The 22771-nt window shown below is 61.8% G+C and carries 22 protein-coding genes; 15 read left to right on the top strand and 7 right to left on the bottom strand.

What is annotated here, in order from left to right; all coding sequences use genetic code 11:
- Window positions 1-10: 10 nt before the first annotated feature.
- Window positions 11-775, top strand: coding sequence for an NAD(P)H-dependent oxidoreductase (locus tag BLR92_RS05085; RefSeq protein ID WP_089726206.1), 765 nt, complete (start codon window positions 11-13; stop codon window positions 773-775).
- Window positions 776-801: 26 nt separating this feature from the next.
- Here the strand turns inward: BLR92_RS05085 and yejK are convergent, their stop codons facing one another.
- The 3 genes from yejK to ehuR form a co-directional block, all read right to left on the bottom strand.
- Window positions 802-1803 carry a nucleoid-associated protein YejK gene (yejK, locus tag BLR92_RS05080; protein ID WP_089726204.1) on the bottom strand — a complete coding sequence of 334 codons (1002 nt, stop codon included), beginning with the start codon at window positions 1801-1803 and terminating at the stop codon, window positions 802-804.
- Between the two features lie 2 nt (window positions 1804-1805).
- Window positions 1806-2735, bottom strand: a complete 930-nt coding sequence (locus BLR92_RS05075; RefSeq protein ID WP_089726203.1) for a 2-hydroxyacid dehydrogenase — start codon at window positions 2733-2735, stop codon at window positions 1806-1808.
- Window positions 2736-2959: 224 nt separating this feature from the next.
- Window positions 2960-4366, bottom strand: a complete 1407-nt coding sequence (gene ehuR, locus BLR92_RS05070; RefSeq protein ID WP_089726201.1) for a MocR-like ectoine utilization transcription factor EhuR — start codon at window positions 4364-4366, stop codon at window positions 2960-2962.
- 243 nt (window positions 4367-4609) lie between these two features.
- On the opposite strand from ehuR, the gene doeA reads away from it, so the two are divergent.
- The 9 genes from doeA to BLR92_RS05025 all read left to right on the top strand — a co-directional run bounded on the left by doeA (window position 4610) and on the right by BLR92_RS05025 (window position 14248).
- Window positions 4610-5809 (top strand): ectoine hydrolase DoeA, encoded by a 1200-nt coding sequence (gene doeA, locus BLR92_RS05065; RefSeq protein ID WP_089726914.1) that lies wholly within the window; start codon window positions 4610-4612, stop codon window positions 5807-5809.
- A gap of 61 nt (window positions 5810-5870) precedes the next feature.
- Window positions 5871-6887: a N(2)-acetyl-L-2,4-diaminobutanoate deacetylase DoeB gene (gene doeB / locus BLR92_RS05060; RefSeq protein ID WP_089726199.1), complete on the top strand. Its 1017-nt coding sequence runs from the start codon at window positions 5871-5873 to the stop codon at window positions 6885-6887.
- A gap of 14 nt (window positions 6888-6901) precedes the next feature.
- Window positions 6902-7372 carry an Lrp/AsnC family transcriptional regulator gene (locus BLR92_RS05055; protein ID WP_089726197.1) on the top strand — a complete coding sequence of 157 codons (471 nt, stop codon included), beginning with the start codon at window positions 6902-6904 and terminating at the stop codon, window positions 7370-7372.
- A 216-nt stretch (window positions 7373-7588) separates the two neighbouring features.
- Window positions 7589-9058: an NAD-dependent succinate-semialdehyde dehydrogenase gene (locus tag BLR92_RS05050; RefSeq protein WP_089726196.1), complete on the top strand. Its 1470-nt coding sequence runs from the start codon at window positions 7589-7591 to the stop codon at window positions 9056-9058.
- Window positions 9059-9241: 183 nt separating this feature from the next.
- Window positions 9242-10648 carry an aspartate aminotransferase family protein gene (locus BLR92_RS05045; protein WP_089726193.1) on the top strand — a complete coding sequence of 469 codons (1407 nt, stop codon included), beginning with the start codon at window positions 9242-9244 and terminating at the stop codon, window positions 10646-10648.
- Window positions 10649-10862: 214 nt separating this feature from the next.
- The gene (gene eutB, locus BLR92_RS05040; protein WP_089726191.1) at window positions 10863-11864 is read left to right on the top strand and encodes a hydroxyectoine utilization dehydratase EutB; all 1002 of its coding nucleotides are present in this window, start codon (window positions 10863-10865) and stop codon (window positions 11862-11864) included.
- 51 nt (window positions 11865-11915) lie between these two features.
- Window positions 11916-12932 carry an ornithine cyclodeaminase family protein gene (locus BLR92_RS05035; protein WP_089726190.1) on the top strand — a complete coding sequence of 339 codons (1017 nt, stop codon included), beginning with the start codon at window positions 11916-11918 and terminating at the stop codon, window positions 12930-12932.
- 82 nt (window positions 12933-13014) lie between these two features.
- Window positions 13015-13686 carry a haloacid dehalogenase type II gene (locus tag BLR92_RS05030; RefSeq protein WP_089726188.1) on the top strand — a complete coding sequence of 224 codons (672 nt, stop codon included), beginning with the start codon at window positions 13015-13017 and terminating at the stop codon, window positions 13684-13686.
- Window positions 13687-13756: 70 nt separating this feature from the next.
- Window positions 13757-14248 carry a DUF302 domain-containing protein gene (locus BLR92_RS05025; protein WP_089726186.1) on the top strand — a complete coding sequence of 164 codons (492 nt, stop codon included), beginning with the start codon at window positions 13757-13759 and terminating at the stop codon, window positions 14246-14248.
- A 16-nt stretch (window positions 14249-14264) separates the two neighbouring features.
- Here the strand turns inward: BLR92_RS05025 and BLR92_RS05020 are convergent, their stop codons facing one another.
- Complete coding sequence (locus BLR92_RS05020; RefSeq protein WP_089726184.1) at window positions 14265-14897, bottom strand: ATP-binding cassette domain-containing protein; 633 nt, start codon at window positions 14895-14897, stop codon at window positions 14265-14267.
- Between the two features lie 195 nt (window positions 14898-15092).
- Between BLR92_RS05020 and BLR92_RS05015 the strand changes: the two genes are divergently transcribed.
- The 4 genes from BLR92_RS05015 to BLR92_RS05000 are packed head-to-tail and all read left to right on the top strand — an operon-like array spanning window position 15093 to window position 18723.
- On the top strand, window positions 15093-16430 hold the full coding sequence (locus BLR92_RS05015) for an arylsulfotransferase family protein (protein WP_089726182.1): 1338 nt from the start codon (window positions 15093-15095) through the stop codon (window positions 16428-16430).
- Between the two features lie 10 nt (window positions 16431-16440).
- Complete coding sequence (locus BLR92_RS19660) at window positions 16441-16848, top strand: hypothetical protein (protein WP_175488726.1); 408 nt, start codon at window positions 16441-16443, stop codon at window positions 16846-16848.
- Window positions 16845-17579 carry a hypothetical protein gene (locus BLR92_RS05005; RefSeq protein WP_089726180.1) on the top strand — a complete coding sequence of 245 codons (735 nt, stop codon included), beginning with the start codon at window positions 16845-16847 and terminating at the stop codon, window positions 17577-17579. Before BLR92_RS19660 ends, BLR92_RS05005 begins: the two co-directional genes overlap by 4 nt.
- 10 nt (window positions 17580-17589) lie before the next feature.
- Window positions 17590-18723 carry a sulfotransferase family protein gene (locus tag BLR92_RS05000; protein WP_089726179.1) on the top strand — a complete coding sequence of 378 codons (1134 nt, stop codon included), beginning with the start codon at window positions 17590-17592 and terminating at the stop codon, window positions 18721-18723.
- A 43-nt stretch (window positions 18724-18766) separates the two neighbouring features.
- On the opposite strand, the gene BLR92_RS04995 is transcribed toward BLR92_RS05000, so the two are convergent.
- From BLR92_RS04995 to BLR92_RS04985, 3 genes are all read right to left on the bottom strand, one after another.
- Window positions 18767-20467 (bottom strand): ABC transporter permease, encoded by a 1701-nt coding sequence (locus BLR92_RS04995; RefSeq protein ID WP_245704077.1) that lies wholly within the window; start codon window positions 20465-20467, stop codon window positions 18767-18769.
- Between the two features lie 4 nt (window positions 20468-20471).
- Window positions 20472-21698 (bottom strand): ABC transporter substrate-binding protein, encoded by a 1227-nt coding sequence (locus BLR92_RS04990; RefSeq protein WP_089726174.1) that lies wholly within the window; start codon window positions 21696-21698, stop codon window positions 20472-20474.
- Between the two features lie 139 nt (window positions 21699-21837).
- Window positions 21838-22242, bottom strand: a complete 405-nt coding sequence (locus tag BLR92_RS04985; RefSeq protein ID WP_089726172.1) for a VOC family protein — start codon at window positions 22240-22242, stop codon at window positions 21838-21840.
- Between the two features lie 110 nt (window positions 22243-22352).
- On the opposite strand from BLR92_RS04985, the gene BLR92_RS04980 reads away from it, so the two are divergent.
- On the top strand, window positions 22353-22655 hold the full coding sequence (locus BLR92_RS04980) for a putative quinol monooxygenase (protein WP_089726170.1): 303 nt from the start codon (window positions 22353-22355) through the stop codon (window positions 22653-22655).
- Window positions 22656-22771: the final 116 nt, after the last annotated feature.

The raw sequence follows: 22771 nt of genomic DNA, 5'->3' as shown, positions 1-22771 counted from the left end.
GGACTTCGACATGCATGTACTGATCGTCCATTGCCATCCCGAGCCCCACTCCTTCAATGCCGCACTAAAGGATGTAGCGGTCGAAACACTGCAGCGGCTCGGTCATACGGTGGAGGTGTCAGATCTCTACGCCGAGGGCTTCGAGCCGGCGGAAGGGCCACAGCACTATGCTCAGCGCAGCGATCCGCGAACCTTCTCTGCGCTGACTGAGCAGCGCTATAACAGCGAAATAGCCACGCTGCCGGCCGACGTGCAGCGCGAGATCGCACGGCTCGAGCGCGCGGACCTGGTGGTCTTCCAGTTTCCCCTGTGGTGGCACGCCCAGCCGGCCATGTTGAAGGGCTGGATGGATCGCGTGTTCGTCTATGGCGGGCTGTATACGGGCAAGCGCCGCTACGATTGCGGCCATTTTCGCGGGCGTCGCGCCATCTGCTCGGTCACCACCGGCGGGCCAGCGGCGACCTTTGGGCATAACGGTCGCGGCGGCGATATCGAACTGCTGCTGTGGCCGATGAACTACTCGCTGTATTACATGGGCTATGACGTGTTGCCGCCGTTTCTCGCTCATGGCATTCAGGGCGGCGGCCCGATTTACCAGGCGCAGGATACCTTCAAGGCCCAGCTAGAGACGTATAAGGCAGACTGGGCGCAACGCCTGGAGAATCTGGAAGAGGACACACCGATCCCCTTTACCGGCTGGAGCGACTGGGACGAGCGCGGCGTGCTCAAGCCCGGCGTCGAGGGTTACGATTATTTCATTCGCGCTCGGCGCTGAAGAGGGGACTGCTCTATCGGAAGATACTATTCCCCGCGCCGCTTGATCTGATCGCGTAGCGACGTCGGCACCTGATGAATGATCAGTCGGTCCTGGGTTTCGTCGTATTCGACCTGCGAGCCGAGCAGATGGCTCTCGAAGCTGATCGATAATCCCCCGGCGCGGCCGGTGAGCCGGCGAAACTGATGCAGGGTGCGTTTATCCGGTGGGATCTCGGCGGCGAGACCGTAATCCTTGTTGCGTATGTAATCGTAAAACGCCTTGGGCCGTTCATCGTCGACCAGTCCGGAAAGTTCGTCCAGGGTGATCGGTTGGCCGGCGCGCGCCTGGGTGTTGGCGTAATCGATCAGGTTGTCGGTCTTTTCACGGGCCTGTTCCTCGGCGAAGTCCTCGCTTTCGACATAATCGCTGAAGGCTTTGAGCAGGGTGCGCGTTTCGCCGGGCGCATCGAGGCCTTCCTCGCAGCCGATGAAGTCGCGAAAGTAGTCGGCGATGCGTTTGCCGCCCTTGCCCTTGGTGAAGGAGATGTACTGTTTCGAGGGCGCATCGCTGCGCCAGTCGGATAGGTCGATACGCGCCGCCAGATGCAACTGGGCGAGGTCGAGCTGGCGCGTCGAGGCGACGTCCAGCGATTCGGTAACGCCGACGCCTTCGCTGTGATGCAGCAGGGCGATGGCCAGGTAGTCGCTCTCGTCCTGGCGATAATGCGCGAACAGCACATGGCCGCCCACCGAAAGGTTGTTGCCTTCCATCAGCGTTTTCAGGTGATCCGCCGCTTGACGGCTGAAAGCGACGAAATCGCCGTCGTCCAGGTAGCGCCCCAGCCATGTGCTGAACGGGTAGGTGACGCTGTCGTTATTGAAAAATCCCCAGACCTTGGGTTTGGCGTTGTAGGTGTCGTTGAGCCTGGCCAGCAGGTCCTCCATGGCTTGGGAGGCGGCCAACTCGCTGTCGCGGGCATGGAGTACCGCCGGTTGGCCGTCGGGCTGCTTGTCGATGAGGTGAACGATGCTGCGCTGAATCGGCATGATCAGTACCCGGCCTGGGGGTCGATGGTTTCGATGGGATCGCCGTTTTCCATGGCCCGGATCGATTCGGCGACCTGATCGGCGGCGTCGCGCACCGGAGTGGGGCCAGCCATATGCGGGGTGATACGCACTCTCGGATGAGCCCACAGTGGATTGGTTCTTGGCAGCGGTTCTTCGGCGAAGGCATCGAGAATGGCGCCGCGCAGCCGACCGGGCTGTCGAGCCGGCCCCAGCGCGTCGAGCAGCGCCGCCTCGTCGATCAGCGTGCCGCGACCGGGATTGATCAGGCTGGCGCCCTCGGGCAGTTGTGCCAGGGTTGTGGCATTGATGATGCCACGCGTGCTGGTGGTGTCTGGCAGCAGGGTGATCAGCGTACGCACCGCGCCGAGCAACGTCGGCAGGCCGTCGTCGCCATGGTGGCAGGTCACGCCGTCGAGCGCCTTGGGCGAACGGCTCCAGCCGTGTACCGGGAAGCCATCGGCAGCCAACGCCTGGGCGACGTGCGCGCCAATCGCGCCGAGCCCGAGTACGCCGACCGGCCAGTCGGCCTTGTCGATCAATGGCACCTCGCGCCACTCGGCGTTGGCTTCCTGGCCCAGGTAACGGTCGAAATCGCGCTGAAAGTGCAGCACGCCGTAGCGCGAGTAATCGGCCATCAGCGGGCCCATACCGGCATCGCGCAGCTTGACGATCGGTACGTTGCTCGGCAGGCCGGGAGTGGCGAGCAGGGCATCGACGCCCGCACCGAGATTGACGATGCCTTTCAGGCGCGTCTGTTTCCTGAGCAGCTCGGCCGGCGGTTTCCAGGCGGCGAGATAGTCGGCGGCGGTGTCGCTGTCGTCGTCGCTGGTAACGACGTCGGCATCGGGCAGGCGCTTGGCCAGCGCGTCGCGCCAGGCATCGGCATCGCTAATGTGGACTAATACGCGCATTTTTTCTCCACGCAGGGCATGAGCATTTGGAAGGCAATCTTAACGACGTATCGCCGAGTGCAGCAATTTGAAGTGGGCCCAAGGAACTACTGAATAAATTGTCGAACGGAATGAATGGCAAGGCGCACGGCACACAGAAGGCGAGACATAACATGAGGTTAGGCGAGTCTTCGAGTACCGCGCAACGCAGCCATTCGTCCGTGCAGGCATTATACAGTGGTTCCCTAATAAACGATCTGCAGCATCGGTGGCGGCGCCTCGTCGAGCAACTGTGCCAACAGTTCCAGGCCTCGATCCAGGCGCTCGATATCGGTTTCGGCGCCCAGGCTCAGGCGTACCCGGCGCGGCGGCGGCGTCTGCTCGACCATGAACGGTTGCGCCGTGGTAATCGCCAGGCCTTCCTGCTCGGCCTGTTGCTGTAACTCCTCGGCACGCCAGGTCGGCGGCAACGACAGCCACACATGCAGGCTGCTGGGGCGGGCCGAGAATTCGTGCCCGCGCAGGCGGCGTGCCGCCAGCCGCTGGCGCTCGTCGAGCAGCCGGCGTTGCTCGCCGGCCAACTCATCGACGGTACCGTTGGCCAGCCACAGGTCGGCGAGCTCGAAGATCAGCGGCGTGGCCATCCAACTGGTGGCGCGCAGGCGCGGCAGGGTGTGGTGAAGCTGGCCGCGTGGCACGCTCAGGTAGCCGGCGCGCAGTCCCGGCACAGTCACCTTGGTCAGGCTGGTGACGTGAAAGCTCTGGCGTGGCAGCCGCGCGGTAAGCGGCGTCAGGCCGGGCGGCTCGAGCAGCGCATGGACGTCGTCCTCGATCAGCCAGATACCATGCCGAATCAACACTTCGGCCACCGCATCGCGGCGGGCCTGGCTCATGGTCGCTCCGGTGGGGTTGAGCTGGGTCGGGGTCAGGCACACCGCGCGTGGCTGAAAACGTCGGCAGGCGGCGTCCAGCGCTTCGGGCACGATGCCTTCGTCGTCGATGGCCACGCCGCGTAGCTGAAAGCCCAGCGTGCGCGACAGCGCAATCAGCCCATGATCGGTCAGCGCCTCGGTCAGCACGACGTCGCCGTGCTGAACCACGGTGGCGATCGCCAACATCAGCCCGTGAGCGGCGCCGTTGCACAGCAGGCGGTCGTCGACGTCGCCGGGTACGCCGAGTCGCTCGTGCAGCCAGGCGCTGGCGCGCTCGCGCTGGTGTATCAACCCGGCAATCGGGCGGCAGGCGGCGATCACATCGGGAGAAGCCTGATCGGCCAGCTCGGCCAGCGCCTCGCGAAAGCGCAGGTGATGCATGGGCAGGCAGACCGGATGGGCGATCGACAGGTCGATCGAGGCCGCCTCGAAGCGCGGTTCGCTGACACGCAAATACTCCGATTCGCGGGAGTCGTCGAGACTGTTGATCCAGGTGCCGCTGCCCACGCGTGCCTGCACCAGACCCATCTTTTCAGCCTGAGCGTAGGCCCGCGATACGGTTTGCACGCTGACACTCAGCGACTCGGCCAACTGTCGATGCGTCGGCAACCGGGTGCCGGGCGTCAATTCGCCTTGACGAATCGCCTCGGAAAGCGCCCGGGCAATGGCCAGATACTTGGGGCCATGCTCGGACAGGTACGGTGTCAGGTCAATTGTCATGATTCAATAAAGCCTTTGACGGCCAGCTCTGCCCTAGTGCTAGTATCCGCATAAGGACATTGATAGGCAATTGTCATGATTTAAAATAATCGAAAGTCATGACAATAATAATGCCAGCTTCTTCAAGGGCGCGCTGATGCGCTGGGTCGAGAGGAAGACACCAAGAATGTCCATGACGGCGACTCGACCTACCACGACTCAGGGGGCAGGTCGGTTTTGGCGATTTCGTTTTGGGGCGAGGCCATGATCGAGGTTTCCCTACCGTTCACCCGTGAAGAATATGCAAACCGCCTGTGGAAGGTGCGTCGCGCGATGGCCAGCCGTGGCATCGACGTGCTGATCGTCAGCGACCCTTCCAATATGGCCTGGCTGACCGGCTACGACGGTTGGTCATTTTATGTGCATCAATGCGTGCTGCTGGGGCTCGAAGGCGAGCCGGTGTGGTACGGCCGTCGCCAGGACAGTAACGGCGCGCTGCGCACCTGCTGGATCGACCCCGAGAACATCACCTATTACCCGGATTACTACGTGCAGAATCCGGACATGCACCCGATGGATTATCTCGCCCAGTCGATCATGCCGGAGCGTGGCTGGCACGAGGGCGTGGTGGGCATGGAGATGGACAACTACTATTTCTCCGCCAAGGCCTACCAGAGCCTGCTCCGAGAGTTGCCCCATGCGCGCTTCATGGATGCCAACGCGCTGGTCAACTGGTGCCGGGCGATCAAGTCGCCGCAGGAAATCGCCTACATGCGGGTCGCCGCGCGCATCGTCGAGGGCATGCACTCGCGCATTCTCGAGATGATCGAGCCGGGGCTAGCCAAGAGCAAGCTGGTCTCCGAGATCTATCGCGTCGGCATCGAGGGCTGGACGGCACCGGATGGCACCGTTCATGGCGGCGACTACCCGGCCATCGTGCCGCTGCTGCCGACCGGCTCCGACGCGGCGGCGCCACACCTGACCTGGGACGACACGCCGTTTCGCGAAGGCGAAGGCACGTTCTTCGAGATCGCTGGTTGCTTCAAGCGCTACCACGCGCCGCTGTCGCGCACGGTGTTTCTCGGCAAGCCGCCGAAGGAGTTCGTGCGCGGCGAATCGGCGCTGCTCGAAGGCATCGAGAATGGCCTGGCGGTGGCCAAGCCCGGCAACCGTTGCGCGGATATCGCCATGGCGTTGGGCGCGGCGATGGATAAATACGGCTTCGACCGCGGCGGCGCGCGTTGCGGCTATCCTATCGGCATCAGCTATCCGCCGGATTGGGGCGAACGCACCATGAGTCTGCGCCCATCCGACGAGACGATTCTCGAGCCGGGCATGACTTTCCATTTCATGCCGGGCATGTGGATGGACGATTGGGGGCTCGAGATCACCGAGAGTATCCTGATCACCGAGCAGGGCGCCGAGCCGCTGGCCAATTTCCCACGCCAGCTCTTCGTCAAATAATGATACGCGAGTCATTCACCAGCCCGTCAGCAGACAACGAGCATGCAACGAGAGGACAACCATGAGTAAGCGGCCCAGTCCGATTTCCGCCACTGTCGACTTCGACGCACAGGGCGTGCAGCACGGCTTTCTCAAGCTGCCGATTTCCAACGATGAGTCCGCCTGGGGCGCGGTGATGATTCCGCTCACCGTGGTCAATAACGGCGAGGGCCCAAGCGCGCTGCTTACCGGCGGCAACCACGGCGATGAATATGAGGGCATCACCGCGCTTTTGAAGCTGGCCAACAGTCTCAAGGCCGAGGACGTGCACGGCCGGGTGATCATCGTGCCGATGATGAACATGCCGGCGGCCCAGGCCGGGCGGCGTACCTCGCCGATGGATGGCGGCAATCTCAATCGCAGCTTCCCCGGCGATCCCGATGGCAGCGTCACCGAGCAGATCGCCGATTACTTCACGCGTACCCTGGTGCCCTTGGTCGATGTCGTGCTCGACCTGCATTCCGGCGGTCGCACGCTGGATATCGTGCCGTTCGCCGCTTCGCACCTGCTCGACGATAAGCAACAGCAACGCCAGGCGCTGGAAGGGGCCAAGGCTTTTGGCGCACCGACCGCGATGGTGATGTTCGAACTCGATGCCGCCAGGCTGTTCGACACCGCAGTGGAGAGTCAGGGCAAGATTTTCGTTGCCACCGAACTCGGCGGCGGCGGCACCACCACGCCGGAGCGCATGGTGATCGCCGAGCGTGGCGTGCGCAACTTCCTGATTCATTATGGCCTGGTCGATGGCGAGCTCGAACCCCCGGCCGAGCCGCAGGTCTACGTCGATATGCCCGACGCCTCCTGCTATGTGCAAAGCGAACATACCGGCCTGCTCGAGCTTACGTTAGCCCTGGGTGATACAGTGAGCATGGGCGACGTGATTGCCCGCGTTTACGACATGACCCGCACCGGTGCGGTGCCGGTGGAATACCGTGCCGAGCGCAGCGGCCTGCTGGTGGCGCGACGCTTCCCGGCTCAGGTCAATATGGGCGATACCATTGCCGTTATTGCCGAAGTCGTCGATTCGCTCGATTTATAAGGCTCAATCCACGCATGAAGCTCGACCGTTACGATCTCAAGATACTGGAAATTCTGGCCAAGGACGGCCGCATCACCAAATCGCGACTGGCCGAGGCGATCAGTCTCTCGGTGAGTCCGTGCTGGGAGCGGGTGCGGCGGTTGGAAAAGGCCGGCATCATCGAAGGCTACGGCGCGCGGATCAATCCTCGCGTGGTACTCAAGCGCACGCCGGTATGGATGCAGATCGAGCTGAAGCAACACAACGCCGAGAGCTTCCTGCGCTTCGAGAACGCCATGCGCGATACCCCCGAGGTCACTGAATGCGTGGCCGTGGGCGGCGGCGTGGACTATCTGGTCAAGGTCGAGTCCAAATCCGTCGATGCCTATCAGCGACTGATCGACGATTGGCTGACTTCGGAGCTGGGCATCGAGCGCTACTTCACCTACATCGTGACCAAGACAGTCAAGGATGAAACGCCGCCCATTCAGGTGAACGACGCCTGATCGTCGGGTGCTTTTCGTCTCGCGACAGGGTGTTAGGCCATCCACAGAAAATTCTGCAATTAGATGCAGCGGGACAAAAAGAAACACATTGCAACGCCCTATTATCGAAAATTCTCCCTCGCCATAACCCCTTATCCTGAGCACATCGACAGCCAGGCTGTCGCCATGTTTTGCAGCCGGTGGTAGCCCCGCCGGCGTGTTCGGGGGAGGTGTCCTATGAAGCTTAACGATCCGCGTCTTTTTCGCCAGTATGCCTATATCGACGGCAAATGGGTGCACGGCGATGGTGGCCATGAAGAGGCCGTGATAGATCCCGCGACTGGCGAGACGCTGGGACACATACCGTCGCTCGAGCCGGGTCAGATCAGTGCCGCCGTGGCCGCCGCCGATAGCGCTTTCGTACAATGGCGGGCGCTGCGCGTCGACGAGCGTTGCGAGCGCTTGCTGGCCTGGTACGACCTGCTGCAGGCCAACCGTGAGGACCTGGCCACCATCATGACGCTCGAGCAGGGCAAGCCGCTGCCCGACGCGCGTGGCGAGGTCGAATACGGCGCCAGCTTCGTGCGCTGGTTCGCTGAAGAAGGCAAGCGCACCTTCGGCCAGACCATTCCTAGTCATATTCCCAATGCCGCGTTGGGCACCATCAAGGAGCCGGTCGGGGTGGCTGCGCTGATCACGCCGTGGAACTTCCCGCTGGCGATGATCACCCGCAAGGCCGCCGCTGCCCTGGCCGCCGGCTGCCCGGTGATCGTCAAGCCGGCCAGCGAAACGCCGTTCAGTGCGCTGGCGCTGGCCGAACTGGCCGAGCGCGCGGGTATTCCCGCCGGCGTGTTCAACGTGGTGCTGGGCGATGCCGCGATGGTTTCCGAAGTGCTGTGCAGCGAAGAGCGCGTCAAGGCACTGTCGTTCACCGGTTCCACGCCGGTCGGTCGGCTGCTGCTCGAGCAATGCGCCAGCACCGTCAAGCGGGTGTCGCTGGAACTGGGCGGCAACGCGCCGTTCATCGTCGGCCCTGATGTCGATCCCAAGGAAGCCGCGTTGGCCGCCGTCGCCGCCAAGTTCCAGACCGCTGGGCAGGACTGCCTGGCCGCCAATCGCATCCTGGTTCACGAAGACGTGCACGACGAGTTCGTCGAGTGCTTTGCCGAGCGCATGAAGGCGCTCAAGGTCGGCAACGGGCTGGTCAGCGAGATCGATCTCGGTCCGCTGATTCATGGGCGTGCCGTGGAAAAGGCCGCAAGCATCGTCGACGACGCGCTTTCCAAGGGCGCGACGTTGGTGCATGGCGATCAGTCCATGGCCCCCGGTCCCAACTTCTTCATGCCGACGCTGGTGACCGGCGTGACGGCACAGATGAAGATCTGGCGCGAGGAGAACTTCGCCCCGGTGGCCGGGATTACCAAATTCAGCAGCGACGACGAGGCCATCGAACTGGCCAACGACACCGAATACGGTCTCGCTGCCTATATCTTCACCCACGACATCCGCCGAATCTGGAAGATGCTGCGGGCACTGCAGAACGGCATGGTCTCGGTCAATAGCGTGAAGATGACCGGCCCGCCGATTCCCTTCGGTGGGGTGAAGCAATCCGGCCTGGGGCGCGAGGGCGGCACCAGCGGTATCGATGAGTATCTGGATACCAAGTATTACTGCCTCGGTGGCCTTGGCTCTGTATCAGGGAGCTAACTGCGCTGCGGCTATACGGCGTTGGACTTTGACTCGGGCATGCTCATTTACGCCATGTAAACTCCGCGGCCCTTGTCAAAGTGCGCCTTGTCTAGCCACCGCTCGTAGAGCTCTTCGGTGTTGGTTAAGAACCTTCAACTTTCTATGAAACACGTTTGCTTTGAACATGCTTAGGAGATTGCCATGACCACTCAGAACGACCTGATCGAACGCGATCGCAAGGTGACGTTTCACGCCTCTACCCATTTGCGCGACTACGCGCATGGCGATGCACCGGGGCGTGTGATCACCGGCGGCAAGGGCATCAAGATCGTTGATAAGGAAGGCCGCGAAACGATCGACGGCTTCGCCGGCCTGTATTGCGTGAACATCGGTTATGGTCGTACCGAGATGGCCGAGGCGATCTACAAGCAGGCGCTCGAGTTGTCCTATTATCATACCTATGTCGGCACCTCCAACGAGCCGCTGATCGAGCTGTCCGAGAAGATCATCAAGCTCGCCGGCATGGGCATGTCCAAGGTCTACTACGGCATGTCTGGTAGTGACGCCAACGAGACCCAGCTCAAGATCGTGCGTTACTACAACAACGTGCTCGGTCGCGCGCAGAAGAAGAAGGTCATCTCGCGCCAGCGCGGCTATCACGGCTCGGGCATCGCCTCTGGCTCGCTGACCGGCCTGCCGGCGTTCCATAACCATTTCGATCTGCCGATCGACACCATCCGCCATACCGAGGCGCCGTACTACTACCGCCGCAGCGACGCCCAGGCCAACATGAGCGAGCGCGAGTTCGCCAAGGACTGTGCGCAGAAGCTTGAGGAGATGATTTTCCGCGAGGGCCCGGATACCGTGGCCGCCTTCATCGGCGAGCCGGTGCTGGGTACCGGCGGTATCGTGCCGCCGCCGGAGGGCTACTGGGAAGAAATCCAGAAGGTGCTGGCCAAGTACGACGTGCTGTTGATCGCCGATGAAGTGGTCACCGGTTTCGGGCGTATCGGCACCGACTTCGGCTCGCACTTCTACGGCATGAAGCCCGACCTGATCACCGTCGCCAAGGGCCTGACCAGCGCCTATCAGCCGCTGTCCGGCGTGATCGTCGGCGACAAGGTATGGAGCGTGCTGGAGCAGGGCACCGGCGAATACGGCCCGATCGGCCACGGTTGGACCTATTCCGGTCATCCGCTGGGTGCCGCAGCGGGCCTGGCCAATCTCGAGATCATCGAGCGCGAGGGCCTGACCCAGAATGCCGCCGAGACCGGCGCCTACCTGCAACAGCAGCTGCAGGCCACTTTCGGCGAGCATCCGCTGGTCGGCAACGTGCGTGGCGTCGGCCTGCTGGCCGCGCTGGAGTTCTCGCCCAACAAGGCGACCCGCGCGCAGTTCGCGCCGGCTCTCAAGGTCGGCCCGCGGATCAGCGCCGCCGCCGTGGACGAGGACTTGATCGCCCGCGCCATGCCGCACGGCGACATTCTCGGCTTCGCGCCGCCGCTGGTGGTCACGCGTGACGAGGTCGACGAGATCATCGCGCGGGCCAAGCGGGCGGTCGATAGGGTTACCGATGAGCTAGTCAAGTCCGGCGATTTCAAGGCTTGAACTGACTACGCTCGGTGAGGCGTTGTTGAGTCGCTGCCGGGAAATGCTCATGGACATTAGTCCACTCCGCGTTCCCGTCAGCACCCCGCCTATCCTCACCATCGCTCGTTGGCGTTCAGTCACTTGAGGTAATGTAGCGATAGCGCTGCGGAAGTTCTGCTTTCGCGGCGCTATTGTTTGTAGTGGACAACGATTTGTTTGAAAGGGAGGGGCCATGACTCAACCCAGCCACGGTGTCACCTTGGCATCGATCTATCAGGCGCGGGCACGCATCGCCGGGCAGGTGGCGCGCACGCCGCTGATTCGCTCGCTGGCGCTGTCGCAGCGCTTCGATGCCGAGATATTCCTCAAGCTGGAGAACCATCAGCCCAGTGGTGCCTTCAAGCTCAGGGGGGCGACCAACATGATCGCCGCGCTGATGGAAAAACATGGCGAGGAACACCTGCGGCGTGGCGTGACGACCGCTTCCACTGGCAACCATGGCCGCGCGGTGGCTTATGCCGCGAAGCGCCTGGGCGTGCCGGCGGTGATCTGCCTGTCGAAGCTGGTGCCGGATAACAAGGTACGCGCCATCGAGGCGCTGGGCGCCGAGGCGCGGCGCGTCGGCCGGAGCCAGGATGAGGCTTTCGAGGAGGTCGCGCGGCTGGTCGACGAGCAGGGCATGACGCTGATCCCACCGTTCGACGACCCGCTGATCGCCAGCGGCCAGGGCACTATCGGCCTGGAGTTGCTGGAGGATCAGCCAAATCTTGATCGTGTCTTCGTCGGGCTCTCCGGTGGTGGCCTGCTGGGTGGCATCGGCGCGGCGCTCAAGGCGATTCGCCCCGAGATTCGCGTCAGCGGCGTCAGTCTCTCCCAGGGTGCTGCGATGTGGCAGAGCCTCGAGGCCGGCCACCCGGTGGATGTCGAGGAGGTCGAGAGCCTGGGCGATTCGCTGGGCGGCGGCATCGGGCTACAAAACATCTGCACGTTCGAGCTGGTACGCGCGGTGATGGACGATCACTGCCAAGTCTCGGAGCCTGCCATCGCGCGGGCCATGGTCGACCTGCTGGAACACGAGAAGATGCTGGTGGAGGGTGCCGCCGCCGTCGGCCTGGCGGCCATCGAAGAACATGGCCTGGACGTGCGCGGCCAGAAAGTGGCGCTGATCGTCTCGGGCAATGGGGTGTCACTGGAAACATTTGATCACGCACGCGGCCTTGTAAATCGCGGCTGAGCTTGCTGCGATTGATGAGGTATTGAGCTTTCCGGAAGAGGGAATTTCGCTATGCAACTCTATCAACGCGAGGCGATCGAAGCGGCGGTCAAGCTCGACCGCGAGGCCATGGACACGGTGGAAGTCGGTTTCGCGGCGCTGGGTCGTGGCGAGGTGGTGCAGCCGCCGATCCTGTCGATGGCCATCGAGGAATCCAACGGCGAGGTGGACGTCAAAACCGCGCACATTCGCGGTTTCGAGCGTTTCGCCATCAAGGTCAGCCCCGGCTTCTTCGACAATCCCAAGCTGGGTTTGCCGAGTCTCAACGGCCTGGTGATGGTGTTCTCGGCCAAGACCGGGCTGGTCGATGCGGTGCTGTTCGACGAGGGCTACCTTACCGCAGTGCGCACCGCACTGGCCGGCGCCATCGCCGCCCGGCACCTGTCACGGGAGAACAGCCGCCGTGTAGCCGTGCTGGGTGCCGGCGAGCAGGCCGAGCTGCAAGTGCGCGCGCTGCAACTGGTGCGCGATATCGACACCCTCGATGTCTGGGCGCGCCGGCGCGAGTCGGCCGAGCCCTACGCCGAGCGCATGCGCGCGCTGGGCCTGACCGTCAACGTGCACGACAGCGTCAAGGCGGCCTGTGAACAGGCCGATATTATCGTTACCACCACCCCTGCGCGTGAGCCGATTCTTAGCGCGCAGGATCTGCCCGAAGGCGTGCATGTCACGGCGATGGGCTCGGACAGCCCCGACAAGCGCGAACTCGACGAGTCGGTGATGATCCGCGCCGATGCCTTCGTCTGCGACACTCGCGCCCAGAGCGAGAACAACGGTGAACTCAAGGCGTTCGCCAGAAAGGCCGACCAGGACACCCAGAACGGCTCGGCTGGTATAAAAGGCGATAAAAGCCCCGGTTTCGGGGGACTTAAAGAACCTCCTTTCAAGGTTTACGAGTTGGGTCGGGTAATCGCCGAAGGCCAGCGTCTGCGCGTCTCGGATGCCAGCATCACGGTCTGCGATCTGACCGGCACCGGCGTGCAGGACACCGCGATTGCCAATTTTGCGCTATCGCGGTTGACGAGCTAGCAACCGACCTTTGCATGGCTTGTGCGTCTCGGCCAAAGGGCGCACGGTATGGGTATCTTTCAGCGGACGAGGGAGTGCGTTCATGAAACGGGTTCTGGCCTTCGATGTCTATGGCACCCTGATCGACACTCACGGCGTGATCGAGGAACTCAAGGAACGCGTCGGCGATCAGGCCACGGTTTTTTCTCAACACTGGCGCGATAAGCAGCTCGAGTACACGTTTCGCCGAGGGTTGATGGGCGCTTATGTCGACTTTGCCCAGTGCACCGGCGAGGCGCTGGAGTTCGTCGACCGGGCGATGGCCACAAGCCTTTCGCAGACCGACAAGGATCGCCTGATGACCAGTTACGCGAGGTTGCCGGCGTTTGTCGACGTGGCCGAGGCGCTGGAGCGTATGGCCGAAAACGGCATCCGGCGGGTGGCGTTTTCCAACGGCAGCCGTCAGGCGGTGACAGGGCTACTCGAGCAGGCCAGGATCATCCAGCACTTCGATGACATCGTCAGCGTCGAGGAGGTCAAGCGCTTCAAGCCAGATCCGGTGGTTTATGCGCACCTGCGTTCGCGGCTGGAAGCGGCCGCCGACGATACCTGGCTGATTTCTTCCAATCCCTTCGACGTAATCGGTGCCAAGCATGCCGGTCTGCATGCCGCCTGGGTGCGGCGCAGCGCCGAAGCGCCTTTCGACCCTTGGGGTGGCGAGCCGGATGTCACCGTTGCCGATCTCGATGAGTTGGCGTCGATATTTGCAAGATAGGCGCAAGATAATCCGCACTTATCTCATCGGTAGCCGTCTTATTGGAGAATTCACCACACAGGAGCGTTCCATGGCATTGCGCGCGGTAGTGGCGGTTATTGTACTGGTGTGTCTCTTTTCGGCGACAGCCCAGGCCGAGCCGCAGGCCGATAAGAATAAAACGGTCTATCCAGGCATTCGGCATATAACCACTGAGGAGTCGGTGAACGAGGTCGAGGCCTTGTTGCGTCAAGCGCTGCACAAGCGTGGCTTAACGCTGTTCACGGTGATCGATCACGCTCAGGGAGCGGTCGATGCCGGTCTCGAGCTGCCGCCCACGCGCACCGTCATCTTCGGCAATCCCAAGGTCGGTACACCGATGATGCGCTGCCAGGGCAGTGTGGCATTGGATTTGCCGCAGAAGATGGTGATCCGCATGGTGGACGACGTCACGCGTATCGAATGGAACGATCCCGCCTATCTCGTCGAACGCCATGGCCTGCAAGGCTGCAATCTGTCGCCCGACAAGGTGGCCAGGCTGGTCAGCGAATTGGCGCGCGAGGCCGCTGGCGAGGAGCGCTAGCGATAGGGCGTCGGCGCTATTGTCCCAGTTCGATGACGCGACCAGCGGCCGCCTCGGCATCGGCGGCGTCATGCGTCACCATCAGGGTTGGCAATCCCCGTTCGCGTACGCGAGCGAATACCAATGCGCGCATCTCGTCACGCAGTGTCGCATCGAGCTTGGAAAACGGTTCGTCGAGCAGCATCGCGCCGGGCTCCGATAGCAGTACGCGCAGTAGTGCCACGCGCGCCTTCTGCCCACCCGATAGCGTGGCCGGATCGCGATGGCGATACCCTTCGAGACCCACATCGGCCAGCGCCGCTTCGCTGCGCTGCTGGCGTTCGCGCCGCGAACCTACGGCGCTCATCCCAAAAGCCAGGTTGCCATCGACGCTAAGGTGCGGGAACAACAGCGGGTCCTGAAACAGTAGCCCCACGCGGCGTTCCTCGGCGGGTAGTCGGGTGAGTTCGCGATCGCCGAGCCGGACGTGGCCGCTTGCCACGAACGCCGGCGACAGAAAGCCGGCGATATACGCCAGCAGGGTCGACTTGCCGACCCCGGAGGGGCCCATCACCGTCAACACTTCCCCCGGAGCGATGACGGTGTCGACACTCAATAGCGGTGCGCCATCCAGGGTGATATGGATACCTTCCAATGCCAGCGGGAGCATGATTCTCCTGGGTCGAATTCGTGGTCTCTTAGCCGTTTTAGCCGCTTGGGCTATGTTTGTAGGCTATAGGATAACTGAGTCGTGCGTACCGATTGATGTTGGTGTCTGTGTTTTTCGACGCTTGAGCGGTCATAGAAACTTTTATTACCTTGTTTATATTGGTAGCACCTTATTTTCTTGCCAGGGACTGCAAGCATGCCGAACAGTAAAGCCGACAAGGTCGGTGGTTTGATCTTCTTTCTCGCACTACTTTTCATCGCCTTCGTTGGCGGTGCCATCTTGATGCTGGCCAAGGTGCCGCCCTACAAATTCCTGAGCGATGCTTACGATGCAGGAATTGCCTTGATCGAGAAGAATACTGAATATGACGATCCACTGAAAACCAACTTCTGGAACCCGGCGCGCTCGGAGCAGCGTGGGGTCACGATCAACGACAGCGAGCAAGTTTACCCCGGTTATACGCTGTATACCTCGACGGACAATTATTCGTCGACACGACTGGTCGCGATGGATGGCACTCTGCTGCATGAGTGGCGCAAGCCCTATAGCGAGCTCTGGACATCGGAGTCGGCGGTGGACAAGCCGCAGCCCGACGAACTGGTCACCATGCGCGAGGCGCGGGTCTATCCCAATGGCGATCTACTGGCTCAATACATCGCATCAGGCGACTCGCCTTACGGCTATGGCATCGTCAAGCTGGACAGTGAGTCGAACGTCATCTGGAAGTATCTCGAGCATGCCCATCACGACATAGATATCGGTCCGGATGGTCGCATAGCAGCGTTAACCCACGAATACGCATCCGAGCCGATCGAGGGCGTGGATTTCCTGGAGCAGCCATACATCATGGATTACGCGGTGATTCTGTCGCCGGAGGGCAAGGAACTGGAAAAGATTCCGCTATTGCCCGTAATGGCGCGCTCCAGGTATGACGACTTGCTCGTGCGGGGTGCTGCTTACCACGCGACCCGGGATGCGCTGCACACCAACGGCATCGAATTCATTACCGCTGAGGCAGCGGAGAATTTCCCCTATGGTGAAGCGGGCGACCTGCTGATTTCCTTCCGAAACATCAGCACGGTCGCGGTGTTGGATCCTGAAAGCGAGGAAATCACTTGGGCGACACGCGGCCCTTGGATCGAACAGCATGATGCCGATCTGTTGCCAAATGGCGACATTATGTTGTTCGACAACTACGGTAATTTCGAGAATAAAAATCTCTCGCGAGTGCTGCAGTTCGACCCGGAAAACATGGAAATTACCTGGTCCTATCACGGCACGGACGAGCATCCGTTATCCAGCGCCATACGTTCTTCGGCACAGCGCTTGCCCAATGGCAATACCTTGATCACCGAGTCCAATGGTGGGCGTCTGCTGGAAGTCACTCGCGAGGGAGATATCGTATGGGAATATTTCAATCCAGTACGCGGTGGGAACTCGGATCAATACACACCGGTCGTATCGTCAGGTACTAGAATCGACCCGGCGAGCTTGAAACCGGAGTTTCGTTCGACACTCGAGTCCGGCCGATAGGAGGCCCAATATGAAACTGATTACTCGTGGTTCCAGCGTATTATTTCTGCTCTTTCTCGTTGCGTCGCCTGCCATGGCATACATCGGACCCGGCGCGGGGCTTAGCTTGCTTGGCGCCCTGTGGGGTCTGGTTGCCGCGGTAGGTGCGGCACTGCTCTTCGTTCTGCTGTGGCCATTCCGCCGTATGCTGCGTCGCAAGCGCGAGGCCAAGGAGGCCAACGCCATACCGAAACAAGAAGCACAGCAAAAAGCACAGCAAAAAACGCAGCCGGATCAGCAGAAGAGTGAGACGACCCACGATACGGTTGCGCAAAAATCGACCGAGCACTCAACGTCCGCCGACCCGAATGCATCGACTGCGCAAGATTCAGCCGTGCATGACGATGAGAAAAAACCCACTGATGTAGGTACACGATGAGCTATGGTCTGCTGGATCTTCCAGCCCCGCTGTTCGACGGAATCGACGCCGCCTTTGCGACTGTACTCCCGCCGACCGCGAGGCTGGTGGTCTGGGCCCTGATCGGTGCCGTCGTATCGATGTTGCTTTACTATTTTCTGACACCGCAGAAACGCATCGGCATTGCCAAGCAGAAGGCGGCCGATGCACGGCGTCGCTTGAATGATTTCGACGGCGAGTTTTCGGAAGCCGGTTCGTTGATCGGCGATCAGTTCAAGACGTCGTTTCGCCACATCGGCCTGGTGCTGCCCGGTACGATATTGGCGTCGTTGCCGGTGCTATGCCTGCTGATCTGGCTGGAGGCGACGTATGGGAACGCCTATCCACCGCCTAACCAGACGCCGACGATTACCACTCAGCCGGAATCTGTGCAGACTCGCTGGGTAGCGCCGAGCGAACCCGGTGGCGTGCCGCATGTACAGGTGCTCGGCTCTAATGGCGAGGTCAGCAGCGACTTTGAGTTGGTCTCCCCGGTGCCGGTGATTCATGAGCGGCAGTGGTGGAACTGGTTGATCGGCAACCCGGCCGGTTATCTACCCGAGGATGGCCGCGTGGAGCGTATCAACATCGAACTTCCCGAGAGCCGCTATCTCGAGATCGGCCCGAGCTGGATGCATTCCTGGCTGTTCGTGTTCTTTCCGGTGCTGGTGATCGTCTCACTGCTCATTCATCGATTCTCGCGGATCAAGTAGGAGATTGGCGATGGCGTCCAGCTCTCAACCCAATACCGCAGGCTTCAAGGTTACCGGCTGGGTCAGTACCCTGGGTGGCTTCGTTGCCCGAAATCCCGGTTTATGGAAGCGACTCGGTAATTTCGAGACCAAGATCGCCAATGACGCCATCGAAGACATCGAGGTCGACCGGCCGATCTACGTCGCGGGCCTCGCTCGCTCCGGCAGCACCAAATTGCTGGAAATCCTGGCCTCGCACCCGGACGTCGCCAGCCACCGCTACCGGGATTACCCGCTGGTATTCACGCCATATCTTTGGAATCGCTGGCTGGATAAGGTGCCGCAGCGCACCGAGCAAGCCGCCGAGCGCACTCACGCCGATGGCATCAAGGTGACCTCGGAAAGCCCCGAGGCGTTCGAGGAAGTGCTATGGATGGCATACTTCCCGGAGATTCACGATTCAACGCGTAGCTCGGTATTGACTCGCGACACCAGCAATCCGTCGTTCGAGCGCTTTTATCGTGAGCATATTCGTAAATTGCTGGCGGTGCGCAAGGCGTCCCGCTATATCGCCAAGGGTAACTACAACGTCTCGAGGCTGGGCTATCTGCGCAGGATATTCGACGACGCCCGCTTCGTGATTCCCGTGCGCGACCCGGTTTGGCACATCGCCTCGTTGATGAAGCAGCACCGTTTGTTTCTCGCCGGCGAGCGGGATCACCCTGAGGCGCTGACGCACATGCAGCGCGTCGGCCACTTCGAGTTCGGCCTCGACCGTCGAGTCATCAATCTGGATGACGACGAGGCCGTTGCCGACATCGAGGCCTGCTGGGAGCGTGGCGATGACGTGCTTGGCTGGGCGCGTTATTGGGCGCTGATCCATAATCACATCATGGATAGACTGGAGGGTGACGAGGACCTGCGCAAGGCCGCACTCGTCGTGCGCTTCGAGGATATGTGCCAAGCGCCCCGCGAGAACCTGGAAGGCGTTCTCGAACACTGTGGTCTACCCATCGACACGGCGTTTCTGGATGACGCCGCCAGCGGCATTCATTTTCCTTCCTACTACGAACCCGGCTTCACCCCGCAAGAGATGCAAATCATCCAGACCGAAACGGCCGGTGCGGCGCGCCGGCTGGGCTACCCGTTCACGCAACCGGCCTGAAGAAATTATTCAGCAGTTTCCGAGTCGGCCAATCGATATTCATTCACGCAGATGTCAGCAGGCCGCTGCGGTGGCGAAACAGCAGCCGTGGCAGGCCAAGCGCCAGCGCGAAGCCCAGCGCAGGCAGCGCCAATTGCAGTAATGCATAAACCGCCGCCAAGCGCCGATCGCCACCGCTGGCCAGATTAACCGCTTCGGTAGTGATGGTGCTTACCCGCCCGGCACCCAGCAGTAGCGTTGGCAGATACTGCCCGATGCTCACCGCGAAACCCACTGCGGCGGCGGTCAGCAGTGGCGCGCAGAGCATGGGCAAGCGCACTCGCCAGAACACGCGCGCCGGGCTGGCGCCGAGGCTACGTGCGAGCCGTGCCCAGCGTGGGTCCAGGCGTCGATAGCTCTCGACCAGCGACAGAAACACATAAGGCAATACGAACACCGCATGGCTGAAGACGACGACCGTCAGTCCCGGTTTTACGCCGAACTGAGCCTGCAGCATCACCAATCCGAAAAGAAACGCCACCGGCGGCACCAGCAACGGCAGATAAAGAACCAGCTGTGCCCAGGGCCGGGTGGGGCATTCATTGAGCGTTTCGGCTTCCAGCGCGCCGACCACCAGTACCAGCGACAGTAGCGTGGCGGCAATGCCGATCACTGCCGCCTGCGACAACGGATCGCCCAGGCCGCCGGTGGCGTCCATCCAGTTACGCAGCGTTAGCGGCTGTGGCAATGCTTGGGGAAACGGCCAGTAGGCCGCCAGCGACCACAGAGTCAGACCGAGCAGGCTGCTCAGCATCAATAGCAGCGCCACGCTGATAGCCCCCAGTGCGATACCCCCGAGCAGTCGGTCAGCGCTGCGTCGACGACCGTTTGCCAGCCAGCCAGTGGTCGACCAGTGGATCAGGCGTTCGATCAGCCACCAACTGGCCAGCGCCGCCAACGTCACGAGCAATTGCAGCAGGGCGCCGGCCGAGGCCATGAAACGCATTGCCAGGTCGGGGTCGTTGAGCCAACGCAACACCGCTACCGCCAGTGGTGGTGGCGTGGTTGGGCCGAGAATCAACGCCACATCGACCGTCGATGAGGCAAAGGCGATTACCGCGTACACCGGCAGCCGCAGTAACGGATACAATCCCGGCAGTACCGCCTTGAGGAAGGCCGTCAGTGGGCCATAACCCAGCGCCCGTGCCACATGTAACCGTTCATTGGCCTGACATTGGGGTAGCGCGGCCAGGCTCATCAGCAGCAGAAAAGGTATTTCCTTGATGACCAGCCCGGCGATCAGCGCGAACCCATGCGGATCGCCGGGAAACAGGATGTCGGGTGGATACTGCCAGCCAGTCAGCCACGGTGACAGGCTGCGGCTGAGTAGACCCGAGGGCGACAGCAGAAAGGCCAGGCCGATAGCCGCCGCGGCATGCGGCACGGCGAGTAGCGGCGAGAGCAGCCGGCGCACGGCGGTGAACAGCCGCGTTTGCATGAAGGCGCCGAGAAACAGCGCCACGATGGTCAGCGATAGCGCGGCGCTGATCAGTCCGGTCGTGTAGCTCAACTGCACCATGCGAGCGAGCCCTGGCGCTTGCCACAATGCTTGCCAGTGCGCCAGCGTCAGCATGTCGCCGCCGAGTGCCGGCAGCCAGCCGAAAGCCGGGGCGATGACGCCGGCCAGACCGCTGATCACTGGCAGGCTGAGCAGCGCAATCGCCAGCCATGGCGCCAGGCGTATGCCGAGTGCGTACCCCGACAAGCTTCTAGTCCGCCCCGTAACGCTTGAGCCAGGCGCCTTCCAGACGTCCGACCCAGCTCGGGTGGGGCTCGGCCAGGGTGCGTTCAAGCGCATCGGGAGGTAGTGCCGCAGGATTGTCTTCAAGCGAATCGAAGGCCTGGCGTTGCTCTTCGCTCAACGCATCCATCGCCAGCACGGTAGGGTCGCCCCACACGTCGATATCCTGCTTGCGGGCCTGTGCTCGTGGCGAGAGCAGAAAGTTGGCCAGCACCAGCGCCGCGGCCTTGTGACTGGCATTGAAGGGAGCGGCGACGAAGTGCACGTTTCCCAGGGTGCCATTCTCGAGTACGTAGCTGCGGGTGGTCGGCGGTAATTGATAGTCGGCCACCCAGGCTGCGGGGCCCAGTGGCGAGAAGGTAAAGGCCAGGCTGAGCTGGCCGTCGCCCATCAACTGGCGCATATCGGGGCCGCTATTCGGAAAGCTCTCGCCGCTGCGCCACAGATGTGGGTGCAGCGCATCGAGGTAGTCCCATAGCGGCGCGGTGACCTTGGCGAAATTCGCCGCGCTGACCGGTTCGTAGAGTGGCGCGGAATCCTTGGTCAGACTCAACAGCGCCTGCTTCAGGAACGTGCTGCCGAGGAAGTCGGGAATCAGCGGATAGGTAAAACGACCGGGATTGGCCTTGGCCCAAGCGAGCAGTTCCGGCAGGGTCCGCGGTGGCGACTCGACGCGAGCGCTATCGTAATAGAAGGTGAGTTGTGCCTTGCCCCAGGGCGATTCAAGGCCCTCCACCGGCACGCTGAAATCGTTGCGCATTTCGGGGTTGGCGTCGGGGGCGGTCAGTGGAAAATTCGGCAGCCGCTCGGCCCAGGGGCCATAAAGCAGATCGTTGCGCTTCATCGCCGCGAAGTTCTCGCCGTTGATCCACAGTAAATCGATAGTGCCTTCCGTGAGGTTGCCGGCGGCCTTTTCGGCCAATACGCGCGATACCGATTGGGCGATGTCGTTGACCTTGACATGCACCACCTCGATGCCATGGCGTGCCTGCATGCGCTCGCCGACCCAGTCGATATAGGCGTTGATTCTCGCGTCGCCGCCCCAGGCATTCCAGTAGACCGTTTGGCCTTCAGCCTCTTCGACGACTGAGTGCCAATCGTCGAGTTGGTAGGCCTGGGCGGGTGGCGCGGCGATGAGCGCCGCGCCAGTCAACAGCGCGACGCTCAGACCGCGCAAGCGATAGAAGAGGGGCATCCGGCGAGACTCCTGGCGGTGTGATCGATCGGAAAAAGGATGACTCCATTTGTATGCCATTCATACGCTTATGTATACGCAGTCCATGCCATGCAAGATGCATCCCTGGCCCCGTTGCATGGCGAGTCTGGTAGTGGACTCAACTCAGCCGCTGGCCCGAGACGCTGGGATGATAGAGTGGCTGCACGCTATTGCCGTCCGGGTCGAGGCAATAGAAGCTGCGGCCACCATCGCCGTGATCGTGGGGTGCGCTATTGACGACGACGCCGGCCTCGCGCAGATAGGCGTGCCAGGCATCGACATCCTCGCGGCGGTCGACGACGAAACCGAAGTGGTCGAGGCGCTGCGGGTCGTCACCGGTGGGATCGCTGGCCCGACTCAGTGAAAGGTTGTCGTTGCCCAGCGTCAGGTAGACCAGATCGGCATGCGCGCGGCGCAACAGGCGCATGCCAAGCAGATCGACATAGAAGCGTTCGCAGGCCTCGAGATCCTGCACTTGCAGGGCGATATGGCGCATGCCATTGAGTGGGGCGGGGCGTTGCATGTTGCTGCCTCCTTGAAGCTCGGTTAGTGTTCGGAAAGATTAATGGAAATATTTTCCATTAATGATGGCTCGATGGCAATCGAACGCAATCCCCCCGACCTGGAATCCACATGTACTGCATTATCGTCAGAACTCAGCTCAAGCCCGGCAACCGCGAGCGCTTCATGGCCGCGATGACCGAGAATGCCGCCGCCTCGGTACGCGAGGAGCCGGGCTGTCACGTCTTCGACGTCATCGAGGACCGCGACACACCCGATCTTTTCCATCTCTACGAGATCTACGCCGATGAGCAGGCACTAGCGGCTCATAAGCAGACGCCGCACTACAAGGCCTCGCGCGAGGTGGTCACGCCGCTGATCGAGGTGCAGAGCGTGATTCGCGCCGACGTGGTGGCGAGCCACCCTCGGGCCTAGTGCAACGTCTCACGCTTAGGGAACCGCTGCATAAATGCCTGCACGGACGAATCACTTCGTTGCGCGGTACTCGAAAATTCGCCTAACTCCATGTTATGTCTCATTTTCTGTGTTCC

Origin of the sequence: Modicisalibacter muralis (genome assembly GCF_900102945.1) — a bacterium.
GTDB lineage: Bacteria > Pseudomonadota > Gammaproteobacteria > Pseudomonadales > Halomonadaceae > Modicisalibacter > Modicisalibacter muralis.
Note: the sequence above shows the minus strand (reverse complement) of the source record. Positions and strands in the feature narration are given on the sequence as shown.